The 14,223-nt window shown below is 68.2% G+C and carries 15 protein-coding genes; 9 read left to right on the plus strand and 6 right to left on the minus strand.

What is annotated here, in order from left to right:
• Positions 1–22 precede the first annotated feature (22 nt).
• Genes dmpG through M9979_RS01170 form a run of 6 tightly spaced genes read right to left on the minus strand, consistent with a single transcriptional unit; the run spans position 23 to position 5,331 of the window.
• The gene (dmpG, locus tag M9979_RS01145; protein ID WP_254287481.1) at positions 23–1,063 is read right to left on the minus strand and encodes a 4-hydroxy-2-oxovalerate aldolase; all 1,041 of its coding nucleotides are present in this window, start codon (positions 1,061–1,063) and stop codon (positions 23–25) included.
• Entirely contained in the window at positions 1,060–2,007 is a 948-nt protein-coding gene (locus M9979_RS01150; protein ID WP_254287482.1) for an acetaldehyde dehydrogenase (acetylating), read from the minus strand. The genes dmpG and M9979_RS01150 overlap by 4 nt, the downstream gene beginning before the upstream one ends.
• Before the next feature lie 10 nt (positions 2,008–2,017).
• On the minus strand, positions 2,018–2,812 hold the full coding sequence (locus M9979_RS01155) for a fumarylacetoacetate hydrolase family protein (RefSeq protein WP_254287483.1): 795 nt from the start codon (positions 2,810–2,812) through the stop codon (positions 2,018–2,020).
• Positions 2,809–3,303 carry a flavin reductase family protein gene (locus M9979_RS01160; protein ID WP_254287484.1) on the minus strand — a complete coding sequence of 165 codons (495 nt, stop codon included), beginning with the start codon at positions 3,301–3,303 and terminating at the stop codon, positions 2,809–2,811. The genes M9979_RS01155 and M9979_RS01160 overlap by 4 nt, the downstream gene beginning before the upstream one ends.
• The gene (locus tag M9979_RS01165) at positions 3,296–4,099 is read right to left on the minus strand and encodes an alpha/beta fold hydrolase (RefSeq protein ID WP_254287485.1); all 804 of its coding nucleotides are present in this window, start codon (positions 4,097–4,099) and stop codon (positions 3,296–3,298) included. The genes M9979_RS01160 and M9979_RS01165 overlap by 8 nt, the downstream gene beginning before the upstream one ends.
• A gap of 17 nt (positions 4,100–4,116) precedes the next feature.
• Positions 4,117–5,331, minus strand: coding sequence for an acyl-CoA dehydrogenase family protein (locus M9979_RS01170; RefSeq protein ID WP_254287486.1), 1,215 nt, complete (start codon positions 5,329–5,331; stop codon positions 4,117–4,119).
• A 208-nt stretch (positions 5,332–5,539) separates the two neighbouring features.
• On the opposite strand from M9979_RS01170, the gene M9979_RS01175 reads away from it, so the two are divergent.
• Genes M9979_RS01175 through M9979_RS01215 form a run of 9 tightly spaced genes read left to right on the plus strand, consistent with a single transcriptional unit; the run spans position 5,540 to position 14,202 of the window.
• A complete protein-coding gene (locus tag M9979_RS01175) occupies positions 5,540–6,454 on the plus strand; it encodes a VOC family protein (RefSeq protein ID WP_254287487.1) in 915 nt (304 codons plus the stop codon).
• Positions 6,454–7,341 carry a CoA transferase subunit A gene (locus M9979_RS01180; RefSeq protein WP_254287488.1) on the plus strand — a complete coding sequence of 296 codons (888 nt, stop codon included), beginning with the start codon at positions 6,454–6,456 and terminating at the stop codon, positions 7,339–7,341. The genes M9979_RS01175 and M9979_RS01180 overlap by 1 nt, the downstream gene beginning before the upstream one ends.
• A 13-nt stretch (positions 7,342–7,354) precedes the next feature.
• Complete coding sequence (locus M9979_RS01185; protein WP_254287490.1) at positions 7,355–8,152, plus strand: CoA-transferase subunit beta; 798 nt, start codon at positions 7,355–7,357, stop codon at positions 8,150–8,152.
• Positions 8,149–9,048, plus strand: a complete 900-nt coding sequence (locus tag M9979_RS01190) for an enoyl-CoA hydratase (protein ID WP_254287491.1) — start codon at positions 8,149–8,151, stop codon at positions 9,046–9,048. Before M9979_RS01185 ends, M9979_RS01190 begins: the two co-directional genes overlap by 4 nt.
• Positions 9,045–10,127 (plus strand): NAD(P)H-dependent flavin oxidoreductase, encoded by a 1,083-nt coding sequence (locus tag M9979_RS01195; protein ID WP_254287492.1) that lies wholly within the window; start codon positions 9,045–9,047, stop codon positions 10,125–10,127. The genes M9979_RS01190 and M9979_RS01195 overlap by 4 nt, the downstream gene beginning before the upstream one ends.
• Positions 10,127–10,876 (plus strand): enoyl-CoA hydratase family protein, encoded by a 750-nt coding sequence (locus tag M9979_RS01200; protein WP_254287493.1) that lies wholly within the window; start codon positions 10,127–10,129, stop codon positions 10,874–10,876. The genes M9979_RS01195 and M9979_RS01200 overlap by 1 nt, the downstream gene beginning before the upstream one ends.
• On the plus strand, positions 10,876–12,021 hold the full coding sequence (locus M9979_RS01205) for an acyl-CoA dehydrogenase (protein ID WP_254287494.1): 1,146 nt from the start codon (positions 10,876–10,878) through the stop codon (positions 12,019–12,021). The genes M9979_RS01200 and M9979_RS01205 overlap by 1 nt, the downstream gene beginning before the upstream one ends.
• Before the next feature lie 11 nt (positions 12,022–12,032).
• On the plus strand, positions 12,033–13,058 hold the full coding sequence (locus tag M9979_RS01210; RefSeq protein WP_254287495.1) for an acyl-CoA dehydrogenase family protein: 1,026 nt from the start codon (positions 12,033–12,035) through the stop codon (positions 13,056–13,058).
• The gene (locus M9979_RS01215; RefSeq protein ID WP_254287496.1) at positions 13,051–14,202 is read left to right on the plus strand and encodes an acetyl-CoA C-acetyltransferase; all 1,152 of its coding nucleotides are present in this window, start codon (positions 13,051–13,053) and stop codon (positions 14,200–14,202) included. The genes M9979_RS01210 and M9979_RS01215 overlap by 8 nt, the downstream gene beginning before the upstream one ends.
• Positions 14,203–14,223: the final 21 nt, after the last annotated feature.

Raw genomic sequence — 14,223 nt, forward strand, 5'->3', positions numbered from 1 at the left:
AGCGACAGGCGCCGCATCGTCGCTACGCCGCGTCCTGGCGCGCCTTGATCATGTCGAGCGCGACGTCGACGATCATGTCCTCCTGGCCCCCGACCATCTTGCGCCGGCCCAGTTCGACCAGGATCGTGCGTGTGTCGATGCCATAGGTCTCGCTCGCCTTCTCGGCATGCCGCAGGAAGCTCGAATAGACACCGGCATAGCCGAGCGCGAGCGTCTCGCGATCGACGCGGACCGGGCGGTCCTGCAGCGGGCGGACCAGATCCTCCGCCGCATCCATCAGCGCCATCACGTCGCACCCGTGGTTCCAGCCCTTGCGGTCGGCGGCGGCGACGAACACCTCGAGCGGCGCATTGCCCGCACCCGCGCCCATGCCCGCGAGACTTGCGTCGATCCGCACCGCGCCGCATTGCGCCGCGACCAGCGAATTGGCGACGCCCAGCGACAGATTGTGGTGCGCGTGCATGCCGCGCTGCGTCTCGGGCTTGAGCACGCGGTCATAGGCCTCGAACCGTGCCCGCACGCCGTCCATGTCGAGCGCGCCGCCCGAATCGGTGACATAGACGCACTGCGCGCCATAGCTCTCCATCAGCACCGCCTGCGCGGCCAGCGCGTCGGGTTCGATCATATGGCTCATCATCAGGAAGCCGGACACGTCCATGCCCAGATCGCGCGCGATGCCGATATGCTGCTTCGACACGTCCGCCTCGGTGCAGTGCGTCGCGACGCGCACCGACCGCACGCCCAGATCATAGGCGCGGCGCAATTCGTCCACCGTACCGACGCCGGGCAGGATCAGCGTGGTGAGCACTGACCGGGTCAGCACCTCCGCCACCGCCTCCAGCCATTCCCAGTCGGTGTGCGCGCCGAACCCGTAGTTGAAGCTGGCGCCGTTGAGGCCGTCGCCATGCGCAACCTCGATCGCATCGACCCCCGCCGCGTCGAGCGCGGCGGCGATGGCGCGGACATGATCGACGCCGTACATGTGGCGGATCGCATGCATGCCGTCGCGCAGCGTCACATCCTGCAGATAGAGCTTGCCGGTGTTCACGTCGAAACCGCTCATGCCGCCACCTTCGCGCGCTGGAGGATCCGCTCGGCGAGCAGTTCGCCGGTCGCCTTGGCCGCGGCGGTCATGATGTCGAGATTGCCCGAATAGCTCGGCAGATAGTCGCCCGCGCCTTCCACCTCGAGCATCACCATCGTCTTGACGCCGGTGAAGTCGCCGCGCCCGGGAATACGCAGCTTGTTGTTGTCGCCGAACCGTTCGAACTGCACCGCCTGCTTCAGCCGGTATCCCGGCACGTACGCCTGCACCTTGGCGACCATCGCCTCCACCGAGGCGCGGATGGTATCCTCGTCGGCGCCTTCCGACAGGGTGAACACCGTGTCGCGCATGATCATCGGCGGCTCGGCAGGGTTGAGGATGATGATCGCCTTGCCCTGCGCCGCGCCGCCGACCTTCTCGATCGCGCCCGCGGTCGTCCGCGTGAACTCGTCGATGTTGGCGCGCGTGCCGGGCCCGGCCGAGCGCGACGAGACCGACGCGACGATCTCGGCGTAATGCACCGTCGCGACCTGGCTGACCGCCGCGACGATCGGGATCGTCGCCTGTCCGCCGCACGTCACCATGTTGACGTTGGGCTGGTCGAGGTTGGCGTCGCCGTTGACGGTGGGGATCGTATAGGGACCGATCGCCGCCGGCGTCAGGTCGACCACCTGGATGCCGTCCGCGCGCAACGCCGCGTCGTGCACCTTGTGCGCATAGGCGCTGGTCGCATCGAAGGCGATGCCGATCTCGGCATAGCCGGGCAGCGCCTTCAGCCCCTCGATCCCCTCATGCGTGGTCGCGACGCCGCGCTCGCGCGCCATCGCCAGCCCTTCGGAGGCGGGATCGATGCCGACGACGGCGACCAGCTCCATGTTCTGCGGGTATTTCAGCATCTTCATCATCAGGTCGGTGCCGATATTGCCCGATCCGATGATCGCGGCCTTGACGCGTCCGGTCATCCTGTCCTCCTCAGACGAAGCGGGCGGTACAGCCGCCAACCCCATGTAATTGCATCTCGAATACGTCGCCGGGCTTCGCATCCTCCAGCGGCACCAGACTGCCCGACAGGATCACGTCGCCGGCGTCCAGCGTCACGCCATATTCGCCCAGCGTGTTGGCCAGCCACGCGACCGCCTCGGCCGGCGATCCCTGCACCGCGCGGCCATAACCTTCGCTGAGCGGCGCGCCGTTCTTGGTCACGGTGACGTGGAGCGCGGGCAGGTCGTGGTCGCGCGGATCGACCCGCGCCTCGCCCAGCACGAAGACGCCGCACGAGGCATTGTCGGCGACCGTATCGACGATGCCGATCTTCCAGTTGGCGATCCGGCTGTCGACGATCTCGAAACAGGGGACGATCGCTTCGGTCGCGGCGATCACCTGTTCGGCGGTGACGCCGGGGCCTTTCAGCCCGTCCTTCAGGATGAAGCCGATCTCGGCCTCGGCGCGCGGCTGGATCAGCCCTTCCTTGGCGATGTCGATCTCGCCCTCGATCCACATGCGGTCGGTCAGGAATCCGAAATCGGGCTGGTGGACGCCCAGCATGTCCTGCACCGCCTTCGAGGTCACGCCGATCTTCTTGCCGACGATCCGCTCGCCCTCCGCCTGGCGCTTCGCCAGTACGCCGAGCGAGATGGCATAGGCATCGTCGATGGTCAGTCCGGCATCGCCGCTGCTGAGCGGCGGGACGGGGCGCCGCGTCCTCAGCGCGGCATGAAGCTGCTCGACGGCCGCGGCGATGCGGCCGGTGGCGACGGGTCCGGTCATAGATAGCGTCCGTCCTGATAGATGAGCGGCGCCACTTCGCCGCCGATTTCGGCCGCGAGCACGCGGGCGATGACGATGCTGTGCGTGCCATAGGCGAGCATGGCGTCGATGACGCAGCAAAGGTGCGCCTGCGCGCCCTCCAGCGCGGGCAGGCCGTTGGCGCCATCCCGCCAGTCGCCCGTCGCGAAACGTTCGCCGCGCGGCACGCCGCCGCCGAACGCCGCGGACACCGCCTGCTGGTCGCGCGAGAGCAGGTTGACCGACAACGGCGCGGTCGGCACCAGCACCGCGTGCAGGCTGGTCGCGCGGTTGACGCAGACCAGCACCGCGGGCGGATCGACGGTCAGCGAGGTGATCGACGTCGCCGCCATGCCCACCGGGCCATCGTCGCCCCGCGCCACGACGATCGCTACCGACGCGGCGAGCCGCCGCATCGCCGCGCGGTACACCGCCGGCAGATCGTCGGGAATGACCGGATAACCGTCAGCCATGCAGGAAGGCGATCGCATGGCGGTTGAATTCGTCGGCCCGCTCGACCTGTACCCAATGCCCGACCTTGTTGAAGATCATGACGCGAACGTCGGCGCATTGCTTCAGGAAATAGTCGATTCCCGTCAGCGGCATGAAGCGTTCCTCGCTGCCCCAGAACACCAGGATCGGCATCGCCAGCTCGTCCAGCCGCGGCTGCAGGTTGTGGGTACGCATCCGCCCGATCACGTCCTTCGACTGCGTGATCGCGACGGCATAGCGTTCCGCCACCAGCGCGTCGGTCGCGTGGACGGGATCGTAGACCAGATTCTCGATCAGGCGCTTCTGGTCGGCGGCCGAGAAATCCGGGCTGCCGAAGGAAGATCGCATGTTCGCGATCCCCGGCATGGCGAAATAGACCGGCAGTTCCTCGATACAGCCCGGCGCCATCAGCACCAGCCGTTCCACGAACTCCGGATCGTCCAGCGCGATCTGGATCGCGATCCCGCCACCCAGCGAATTGCCGACCAGCGTCGCTCGTTCCACGCCATGCGCGACCAGCGCCGCCTTCAGCGTGTCGGTGAACAGCGCCAGCGTATAGTCGATGCCGTCGGGCTTGGACGACGCGCCATAGCCGATCAGGTCGGGCAGGATCACCCGGAAGCCGGCATCGGCGAACGCGCGCGCATTCTGCCGGAAATTCGACGCGCCGGACGCGCCGGGACCGCTGCCGTGGACGAACACCACGGCCGGCCCCTCGCCCAGTTCGTTGATGACGATATCGTATCCGCCCGATACCCGGTGGGTCGTCGTCCGCATCTCCATCGCGAAGCGCCTCAGACGAAGGTGAAGGCGGGCGGTTCGCCCAGCAGGGTGCCGACCACATCGCTGACGCGGTTGGCGGGATCGTTGGCGACGTGCGCGCGTGCGGCGTGCAGGTCGAGCCAGGGCTGCAGGATCGGGCTGGACATGTAGATCGCCCGCCCGCCTAGCAGCTTCACCATGTCATCGACCAGATCGGCCATGCGGCGCACGACGTTGGACGATTGATAGGCGAACAGCGCGCGGCGTTCCATCGGGATCGCCTCGCCCCGCTCGGCATAGGCGAGATGCTCCTCGAACGTGGCACGCTGCGCCAGTTCCATCTCGTCCACCTCGGCGATCGCGCGTGCGATCGCGGCGTGCAGATTGGGGTCCGCCTTCGACGCCTTGCCGGTATTGCTCGACACCCGGCTCTTCATGATGTCCATCGCCGCGCCGATCGCGGCCCTCGTGCCGCCGAACGCCGCGGTCGAGACCGACCGCACGAAGATCTGCGCCCATGGGATGCGATAGAGCGCCGCGTCGTTGGCGGCCTGCCCGGGATTGGTGCCGGCGAAGCCGTCGGACGCCTTGTGCGTGCGATATTCGGGCACGAACACGCGCTCGACCAGGATGTCGAAGCTGCCGGTCCCCTGCAGCCCGAACGTGTCCCACGTCCCCTCGATCACCTGATAATCGCCGCGCGGCAGCAGGAAGGTGCGCATGTCGGGCGGACCGCCATCGGTATCGAAGTTGATCGCGCCGAGCAGCACCCAGCCGCAATGCGTCGATCCGGTCGAAAAGCCCCAGCGGCCCGACAGGTAGAAGCCGCCCTCCACCTTCTCGACCTTGCCGACCGGCTGATAGGTGGAGGAGACGAGCATGTCGGGATTGCCGTCCCAGACCTCGGCCTGGGCGCGATCGTCGAACAGCGCGATCTCATAGGGGTGGCAGCCGACGACGCCGTACATCCAGCCGGTCGACATGCAGCCCTCGGCCAGCGCCTTCTGCACCTCGAAGAAGACGTTCGGGCTCATCTCGTAGCCGCCATAACGGCGCGGCTGAAGGATGCGGAAGAATCCCGCCGCCGTCATCTCCGCGATGGTTTCCGCCGGCACGTTGCCGCCGCGCACGCAATCGCGCGCCCGGCCGCGCAACACTGGGATCATCGCCCGCGCACGCTCGATCAACGTCTCGGCCGACGGGGCGTCCGTCCCTTCAGGCCGCAATGCGGTTACCGTGGCGCTCATCACGTTCCTCTCCGATCCCCGTCGCGATCGACGGTTGCGTAGAACTATTTGCCTTGTTCTACGCAAAACGTCAAGCTATACCTAGCTCAACGAGCGAACATGATATTTGGCCGCGATGGCCGTACGAGTTGCACAGCGACCGCCGGGCGGGCGGCAGGTGCAGGGACAATCACCCCGGCCGCAGCGGGCCGGGGACGAGGAGGATGGAATGGCAGTCAGATCGCTGGGATATGTGGTGGCCGAAACGCGCGACCTGGAACGGTGGCGCGCCTTCGCGACCGACGTGCTCGGCATGATGCCCGCCCCGTCGCCGCGCGACGACGTGCTCCTGTTCCGCATCGACGACCGGCCCTGGCGCCTGTGGGTCGGCAAGGGCGAGCGCGACGCGTTCGTCGCGCCGGGCTGGGAACTCGAATCGAAGGCGGCGTTCGACGCGACGCTCGACCGGCTCCGCGCCGCCGGCCGTCCGGTCGAGCTGGCCGGGGTCATGGAAGCGCGCGGCCGGCACGTCTACGAACTGGCGCGTTCGTCCGATCCCGCGGGCAATCCGATGGAATTGTACCACGGGCGCTTCGTCGACTACGCGCCCTTCTCCTCCCCCGCCGGGGTCAGCGGCTTCGTGACCGGCGACAACGGCGACATGGGGCTGGGCCACGTCGTCCTGACCGCGCCGAATTTCGAGGAGACGCACGCCTTCTACAAGGACGTGCTGGGTTTTGGCGATACCGACCTCGGCCGCTTCTACCTGGGCGGCGGCGGGCCGGAGGATGCGGGCGTCGGCTTCGCCTTCATGCATTGCAACGGACGCCACCACAGCCTGGCGCTGGGCCAGCTGCCGGAGAGCCCCAACGGCGCGGTGCACATGATGCTGGAGGTCGGCGAGCTGCCCGACGTCGGCCGCGCCTATGACCGGGTGCTGCGCAGCAAGGGCGCGCATGCCGTGTCCGCGACGCTCGGCCAGCACGTCAACGACAAGATGACGAGCTTCTACGTGCAGAGTCCGAGCGGGTTCGACATCGAATATGGCTGGAACGGCCTGGTCATCGATCCCGCCACCTGGGTGCCGACCACCAGCATGTCGGTGTCCGCCTGGGGCCACAAATGGGCGCACGAGCAGGATTGATGACGACTATGTTCGACAAACGCATGACCGCCGACGCGGTGGTCGCCTCGCTCTCCGACGGGATGACGATCGGCATCGGTGGCTGGGCGACGCGGCGCAAGCCGATGGCGCTGATCCGCGCGATCCTGCGGTCCGACCTCAAGGATCTGACGATCGTCTCGTACGGCGGGCCCGATGTCGGCATGCTGTGCGCGGCGGGCAAGGTGAAGAAACTGGTCTTCGCCTTCGTCAGCCTCGATCATTATCCGCTCGACCCGCATTTCCGCGCGGCACGCCAGACCGGTGCGATCGAGGTGCTGGAGCTGGACGAGGGCATGTTCCACTGGGGCCTGCGCGCCGCGGCGATGGACCTGCCGTTCCTGCCGACGCGGATCGGCATCGGCACCGATATCATCACCCAGCCCGGCTTCCGCATGGTGAAAAGCCCCTATGACGATGGCGAGGAACTGGTCGCGATGCCGGCGCTGCGGCTCGACGCCGCACTGATCCACGCGCATCGCGGCGATGCGAAGGGCAATCTGCTGACGCTCTCGCCGGACCCGTTCTTCGACGAGCTGTTCACCCGTGCGGCGCCGAAAGTCTATGCCTCGGTCGAACAGCTGGTGCCGACCGCCGATCTGGACATCGAGGCCAATGCGCGGTTCGCGCTGGTCGAACGCGCGCGGATCACCGGCGTGGTGGAGGCGCCGCTGGGCGCGCATCCGACCGGTGCCGCGCCCGATTACCAGATCGATCTGAAGGCGCTCAAGACCTATGTCGACAGCGCCGCCTCGCCCGAGGCCTGGGCGGACTATCGCGCCCGTTTCGTCGATGTGAGCGACGAGGCCTATGCCGCTGCGATCGGCGGACGCGACGCCGCCGCCGCCCTCCCCCGCCCGGTCTATTGAGGAGGCCCGCGTCATGACCGCATCATCCTATTCGCTGGCCGAGCTGGTCATCGTCGCGTGTGCCGAAGCGTGGCGCGACGATGGCGAAGTGATGGCCACCGGCATCGGCCCGCTGCCCCGGCTGGGCGCGAGCCTCGCCAAGACGAGCTTCAACCCCGCGCTGCAGGTGACCGATGGCGAGGTCTATTACGCCGACGAACCCGTCCCGCCGGGCAAGCGGGTCGGCCCGGTGGCACTGGAAGGCTATGCCAATTACGACCGCGTGTTCTCCGCGCTGTGGGGCGGGCGCCGCCACGCGATGGTCGGGCCGGTCCAGCTCGACCGTTTCGGGCAGGCGAACATCAGCGTCATCGGCGACCATGCGAAGCCCAAGGCGGCGATGCTGGGTGCGCGCGGCTTTCCGGGCAATTCGATCAGCCACCCCAACAGCTTCTTCATGCCCAGCCACAACACCCGCGCGTTCGTCGCGGGCGAGGTCGATTTCGTCTGCATGGCGGGGTACAATCCGGCGCGCTACATCGGCGGCAAGCCGCCCCGCGGCCTCGATCTGCGCCGGATCGTGTCGAACCTGGCGGTGATGGACTTCGGCGGGCCGGAGCATCAGGTCCGCGTCGTCTCGCTCCATCCTGGCGTCGGATTCGACGAGGTGCAGGACAATACCGGCTTTCCGCTGGCGCGGATCGCGGACGCGCTGCCGGTGACGCCCGCCCCCACCGCGGAGCAATGCGCCGCGATCGCCGCGCTCGATCCCAACGGCGTGCGCAGGTCGGTGTTCAAGGACGATCCCGCCGGCGACCGGAGGGCGGCATGAGCGACGATCTGGTCACGCCGCAGGCGACCGACATTCAGTATGAGACGGACCAGCCGGTCACCTATGAGGTGATCGACCGGGTCGCCTGGATCATGATGAACCGGCCGACGTTCAACAACGCGCAGAACGGCCAGATGACCTATGCGCTGGACGATGCGTTCGTCCGCGCGACCAACGACGACGACGTGCGCTGCATCGTCCTGGGCGGCAACGGCAAGCATTTCTCCGCCGGGCACGACATCGGCACGCCGGGGCGCGACCTGCACCGGCATTTCGACAACCGGCTGATGGTGCCGGGCCATGTCAACAAGCCCGCGGCCGAGCTGCTCTACACGCGCGAGAAGGAACAATATGTCGGCATGTGCCGGCGCTGGCGCGACGTGGCGAAGCCGACGATCGCGATGGTGCAGGGCGCCTGCATCGCCGGCGGGCTGATGCTGGCGTGGGTATGCGACCTGATCGTCGCGTCGGACGACGCGTTCTTCCAGGACCCGGTCAACCGCATGGGTATCCCCGGCGTCGAATATTTCGCACATGCGTTCGAACTGCCACCGCGCATCGCCAAGGAATTCCTGCTGCTCGGCGAGCGGATGAGTGCGCAGCGTGCCGAGCAGTTCGGCATGGTCAACCGGATCGTCCCCCGCGAGACCTTGCGCGATGCGGTGGCGGCGATGGCGGCGAAGCTGGTCGCGCAGCCGCGGCTCGGCAACTGGCTGACCAAGCAGGCGATCAACCACGTCGAGGACCTGCGCGGCAAGCGCACCGCCATGGACGCGCATTACCACATGCACCATTTCGCGCATGCACAGAACGATCTGGCGCAGGGCAGCTCGATCGCCGGGCTCGGCGCGAAGGAGATGGCGGAAGCCAACAAGCGCGAGGCCGGCGACCGATGACCACGGCGCTCGCCACGATCCTGACCGAGCGGCTGGGCTGCACCGCGCCGATCATCCAGACCGCGATGGGCTGGGTGGCGGAGCCGGCGCTGGTTGTGGGCAGTTGCGAGGCCGGCGCCTTCGGCTTTCTCGGTTGCGCGGTGATGACCCCCGACGAGGCGGCAGTGAAGATCCGCGCCGTGCGCGATCGGACGGACAAGCCGTTCGGAGTCAATTTCCACAGCTTCCAGCCCGGCGCCGACCGGATCGTCGACCTGATCCTCGCCCACCGCGAACAGGTTCGCGCGGTCAGTTTCGGCCGCGGTCCCAACGCGACGATGATCGGCCGCTTCAGAGACGCGGGCATCCTGTGCATCCCCACCGTCGGCGCGGTGAAGCATGCGCGCAAGATGGTCGAGCTGGGCGTCGACATGGTGACGGTGCAGGGCGGCGAAGGTGGTGGCCACACCGGATCGGTGCCGACGACGGTGCTGCTGCCGCAGGTGCTGGACGCGGTGCAGGTGCCGGTGATCGCGGCGGGCGGATTCGGCGACGGCCGCGGCCTGGCCGCCGCGCTCGCTTACGGTGCGGTCGGCATCGCGATGGGAACGCGCTTCCTGCTGACCAAGGAAAGCCCCGTCCCTGATTCGGCGAAGGCGGCGTATCTGAAGGCGGGCACCGACGATATCGTCGTGACCACTCGCCTCGACGGCATCCCGCAGCGCATGGTGCGCACGCCGCTGATGGACCGGATCGAACGATCCGGCCCGCTCGGCATGTGGCGCCGCGCGTTCGAAGCCGGCCTCGCGATGAAGAAGCAGACCGGCGCGAGCTGGGGCGAGATGATCGCATCCGCGCGCGGCATGACCGCGCACGGCGCGATGCCGCTGCGCCAGGCGTTCATGGCCGCGACCATGCCGATGCTGATCCAGCGTGCCGTCGTCCACGGCGATATCGAACAGGGCGTGATGGCCACCGGCGTCGTCGGCGGCCGGATCGGGGAGGTGCCGAGTTGCGCCGACCTCGTCGCCCGGATCATGGACGAAGCCGAGGCGCGGATCGCCGCCCTCACCCACCCTCGCATGACGGTCGCCGCCTGATGCCCATCACCCTGACCATTCGGAACCGCATCGCCGAGATCGTGTTCGATCATCCGCCGGTGAACGCCTTCGACACCGCCGGCTGGGAATCGATTCCCGCGCTGATCGACTCGGCGTCACAGAACGAGGATGTCCGCTGCGTTCTCATCCGCGCCGAGGGGCGCGGCTTCTGCGGCGGCGTCGACATCAAGGAGATGGCGGCGCACCCCGAGCGGATCGCCAAGCTGAACCGCGACAATTACCGGACGTTTAAGGCGATCCGCGACTGCGCAGTGCCGGTGGTGGCGGCGCTGCACGGCTTCGTGATCGGCGGCGGCGTCAACATCGCCGGCGCGTGCGACTGCCTGATCGCGGCGGAGGGCGCCTATTTCTCGCTGCCCGAGATCGATCGCGGCGCGATGGGCGGTGCGGCGTTCATGAGCCGGATGCTGCCGGTCCAGAAGGTGCGCGCGAACTTCTTCACCGGCGGCCGCGTACCGGTGGAGGACCTGCATCGCCACGGTTCGGTCGAGAAGATCGTGGCGTCAGAGCGGCTGGCGGAGGAGGCGCGCGCCTTCTGCGCGATCATCGCCGGCAAGAGCCGCGCCGCGCTGGTGATCGCCAAGCAGGCGCTGAACCTGATCGAACCCTGGAACCCCGCCGACATGTACCGCATCGAACAGGGCTTCACGCTGGAAATGTACGCGCACGAGGACAGCCAGACCGCGCGCGACGCCTTCGTCGCCGGCAAGCAGGCGGCGGCGTTCTGATGGACCTCGCCTACACCCCCGAACAGCAGGCGTTCCGCGCCGAGGTGCGCGCCTGGCTGGCGGCGAACGTGCCGGCCGAACCGCTCGACCATTTCGACGCCAGCCGCGAAGGCTTCGAGGCGCATCGCCGCTGGGAGGCTACGCTGAAGACCGGCGACTGGGGCATGGTGACATGGCCGAAGGAATATGGCGGCCGCGGCCTCGACCTGATCCAGTGGCTGATCTTCGAGGAGGAATATGCGCGCGCCGGTGCGCCCGGCCGCGTCGGCCAGAACGGCATTTTTCTGCTTGGGCCCACGCTGATCGAGTTCGGCACGCAGGCGCAGAAGGAACGCTTCCTGCCGCCGATGGCGAGTGGCGAGGAGATCTGGGCGCAGGCCTGGTCCGAACCGCAGGCAGGGTCCGACTTGGCCGGCGTGCGCGCGACCGCCGTCCGCGATGGTGACGCTTATGTGCTCAACGGCCACAAGATCTGGTCGAGCCGCGCCGCGTTCGCCGACATCGCGTTCGGGCTGTTCCGCGCGCCCGGCAGCGAGCGGCACAAGGGGCTGTCGCTGATCTTCTTCCCGCTCGATACGCCGGGCGTCACGGTCAATCCGATCCGCAAGATCAACGGCCATGTCGGCTTCGCGGAGATCTTCCTGGAGGACGTGCGCGTCCCCGCCTTCAACCGGCTGGGCGACGAGGGCCAGGGCTGGCACATCTGCATGGCGACCGCGGGGTTCGAACGCGGGCTGATGCTGCGCAGTCCCGCGCGCTATCAGGTGGCGGCCGCCGCGCTGGCCGATCTGTGGAAGGTGCGTGGCAACTCGGCCGATCCCGCGCTGGAGGCCGACGTCGTGCGCGCATTCATGAATGCGGAAGCCTATGCGCTGTCCATCTATCGCACCGCCAGCGCGCTGATCGCGGGCGCCAGTATCGGGCCCGAGGCGTCGACCAACAAGATCTTCTGGTCGGAGCTCGACATCCATCTCCACCGCACCGCGCTAGCGATCCTGGGCCCCGAAGCGGAGTTGCTGAGCGAGCCGGGCGCGCACGACTGGATCGACGACTACATCTTCTCGCTCGCCGGCCCGATCTATGCGGGTTCGAACGAGATCCAGCGTAACATCATCGCCGAGCGCATGCTCGGCCTTCCGCGCTGAGGACCTCCGGCATGGACTTCACCCTGACCGAAGAACAGCGGATGTTCGCCGATACCGCGCGCGCGCTGTTCGCGGACACCGTCACTCCCGATCACTGGCGCCGGATGATGGCGGCGGGCGAGACGCGTGACCCCGCGCGCTGGGCCGCGATCGTCGAATCGGGCTTTACCCAGATCCTGCTTCCCGAAGACGCGGGCGGGCTCGCACTGGCGGAGATCGACTTCGCTTTGATCGCAGAGGCCGCGGGCTATGTCGCGCTGCCCGATCCGCTGGTCGAAAGCGCAGGGATCGCCGCACCGATGCTGGCGAGCCTCGCGCCCGATCACGCCGCGCTCGCCGATCCCGCCGCCAGCATCGCGATCCAGCATCCCGCCAATCCGCTGGTCGCGGACGCCGACAGCGCCGCTGCGATCGTCCTGCACCGCGACGGCCAGGCATTCGTCGCCACCCCCGATCAGGTGCGACTGGTGCGGCGCGAGAGTATCGATCCGTTCCGCAGCGTGTTCGCGGTCGAGTGGGACGAGGCGACGCCGCTCGGGTCCGCCGACTGGGATCTGGCGCTTGATCGCGGCGCGGTGTTCGCCGCCGCGCAGGGGCTGGGCCTCGCGCAACGCGCGATCGACATGGCGGTGGCCTATGCCAAAGAGCGCCAGCAGTTCGGCAAGCCGATCGGCACCTATCAGTCGGTCAAGCACATGCTCGCGTCCGCGCAGGTCGGAATCGAGTTCGCGCGCCCCGTCGTCCATGCCGCCGCCGCGCAGATCGGCCATCGCGACGTCTTCTCGCGCGCGCGCGTCAGCCATGCCAAGATCGTCGCGCTCGAGGCGGCGGACCAGGCCGCCCGCGCCTCGATCCAGGTGCACGGTGCGATGGGCTACAGCTGGGAGGTCGACGTCCACCTGCTGCTCAAGCGCGCGCTGGCGCTGACCGGGCAATGGGGCACCCCCGCAGTCCACCGCGCCCGCATCGGCGAGCGGCTCTTCACCCGCCCGACCGGCCCCGACACGACCTTCGCCCGCGAGTATGACCATGCCTGAAGCCTATATCATCGACGCCGTCCGCTCGCCCATCGGTCGCAAGAAGGGCAGCCTGGCGCACCTCCATCCCGCCGATCTGGGTGCGCATCCGATCAAGGCGCTGGTCGATCGCACGGGCGTCGACCCGTCCGCGATCGACGATGTCGTCTGGGGATGCACCGAGACGATCGGTGCGCAGGCCGGCGACATCGGCCGGACGGTATGGCTGGTCGCGGGACTGCCCGAAGAAGTGCCCGGCGTGACGATCGATCGCCAGTGCGGATCGAGCCAGCAGGCGGTCCATTTCGCGGCGCAGGGCGTGATGAGCGGCACGCAGGACCTCGTCGTCGCCGGCGGCAGCCAGGCGATGAACCGCATCCCGATCATGGCGGCGATGATCGCGGGGCAGGCTTATGGTTTCGACAGCCCCTTCATCGGCTCGCCGGGGTGGGACGCGCGCTACGGCAACCAGGAGGTCGACCAGATCCGTTCTGCTGAGATGATCGCGGACAAATGGGGCGTCAGCCGTGCCGACATGGAGACGTTCAGCCTGGCGAGCCACCAGCGCGCGCAGGCGGCGACCGAGCAGGGCTGGTTCGCGCGCGAGATCGCGCCGCTCGAGGGCCTCGACCGCGACGAGACGATCCGCCCGACGACGTCGCTCGAAGGGCTCGCCGCGCTCAAGCCGGTGCGCGAGGGCGGACTCGTCACCGCAGGGGTCGCGAGCCAGAATTGCGACGGGTCCGCCGCGCTGCTGATCGCCAGCGCGCGCGCGGTACGCGAGCACGGCCTGACGCCCCGCGCTCGGATCCATCACCTGACGGTACGCGGCGCCGATCCGGTCTGGATGCTGACCGCGCCGATCCCCGCGACGCGTCACGCGCTGGCCAAGGCAGGAATGACGATCGACGACATCGACCTGTTCGAATGCAACGAGGCGTTTGCCTCGATCCCGCTGGCGTGGATGAAAGATTTGGGCATCCCGCACGAGAAGGTGAACGTACAGGGCGGCGCGATCGCGCTCGGGCACCCCTTGGGTGCGACCGGCGCACGGCTGATGACGACGCTGCTCGGCGCGCTCGAACGGACCGGCGGGCGCTATGGCTTGCAGACGATGTGCGAAGGCGGCGGCCAGGCCAACGTCACGATCATCGAGCGGCTGTGATGCCCGACACTTGGCACACGA

This window comes from Sphingomonas liriopis (assembly GCF_024211255.1).
Taxonomy (GTDB): Bacteria; Pseudomonadota; Alphaproteobacteria; order Sphingomonadales; family Sphingomonadaceae; genus Sphingomonas; species Sphingomonas liriopis.

What these genes read in the sequence shown, in the direction of transcription:
- dmpG (WP_254287481.1), bottom strand. Translation starts at nt 1,063, where the DNA reads ATGAGCGGTTTCGACGTGAACACCGGCAAGCTCTATCTGCAGGATGTG.
- M9979_RS01150 (WP_254287482.1), bottom strand. Translation starts at nt 2,007, where the DNA reads ATGACCGGACGCGTCAAGGCCGCGATCATCGGATCGGGCAATATCGGC.
- M9979_RS01155 (WP_254287483.1), bottom strand. Translation starts at nt 2,812, where the DNA reads ATGACCGGACCCGTCGCCACCGGCCGCATCGCCGCGGCCGTCGAGCAG.
- M9979_RS01160 (WP_254287484.1), bottom strand. Translation starts at nt 3,303, where the DNA reads ATGGCTGACGGTTATCCGGTCATTCCCGACGATCTGCCGGCGGTGTAC.
- M9979_RS01165 (WP_254287485.1), bottom strand. Translation starts at nt 4,099, where the DNA reads ATGCGGACGACGACCCACCGGGTATCGGGCGGATACGATATCGTCATC.
- M9979_RS01170 (WP_254287486.1), bottom strand. Translation starts at nt 5,331, where the DNA reads ATGAGCGCCACGGTAACCGCATTGCGGCCTGAAGGGACGGACGCCCCG.
- M9979_RS01175 (WP_254287487.1), top strand. Translation starts at nt 5,540, where the DNA reads ATGGCAGTCAGATCGCTGGGATATGTGGTGGCCGAAACGCGCGACCTG.
- M9979_RS01180 (WP_254287488.1), top strand. Translation starts at nt 6,454, where the DNA reads ATGACGACTATGTTCGACAAACGCATGACCGCCGACGCGGTGGTCGCC.
- M9979_RS01185 (WP_254287490.1), top strand. Translation starts at nt 7,355, where the DNA reads ATGACCGCATCATCCTATTCGCTGGCCGAGCTGGTCATCGTCGCGTGT.
- M9979_RS01190 (WP_254287491.1), top strand. Translation starts at nt 8,149, where the DNA reads ATGAGCGACGATCTGGTCACGCCGCAGGCGACCGACATTCAGTATGAG.
- M9979_RS01195 (WP_254287492.1), top strand. Translation starts at nt 9,045, where the DNA reads ATGACCACGGCGCTCGCCACGATCCTGACCGAGCGGCTGGGCTGCACC.
- M9979_RS01200 (WP_254287493.1), top strand. Translation starts at nt 10,127, where the DNA reads ATGCCCATCACCCTGACCATTCGGAACCGCATCGCCGAGATCGTGTTC.
- M9979_RS01205 (WP_254287494.1), top strand. Translation starts at nt 10,876, where the DNA reads ATGGACCTCGCCTACACCCCCGAACAGCAGGCGTTCCGCGCCGAGGTG.
- M9979_RS01210 (WP_254287495.1), top strand. Translation starts at nt 12,033, where the DNA reads ATGGACTTCACCCTGACCGAAGAACAGCGGATGTTCGCCGATACCGCG.
- M9979_RS01215 (WP_254287496.1), top strand. Translation starts at nt 13,051, where the DNA reads ATGCCTGAAGCCTATATCATCGACGCCGTCCGCTCGCCCATCGGTCGC.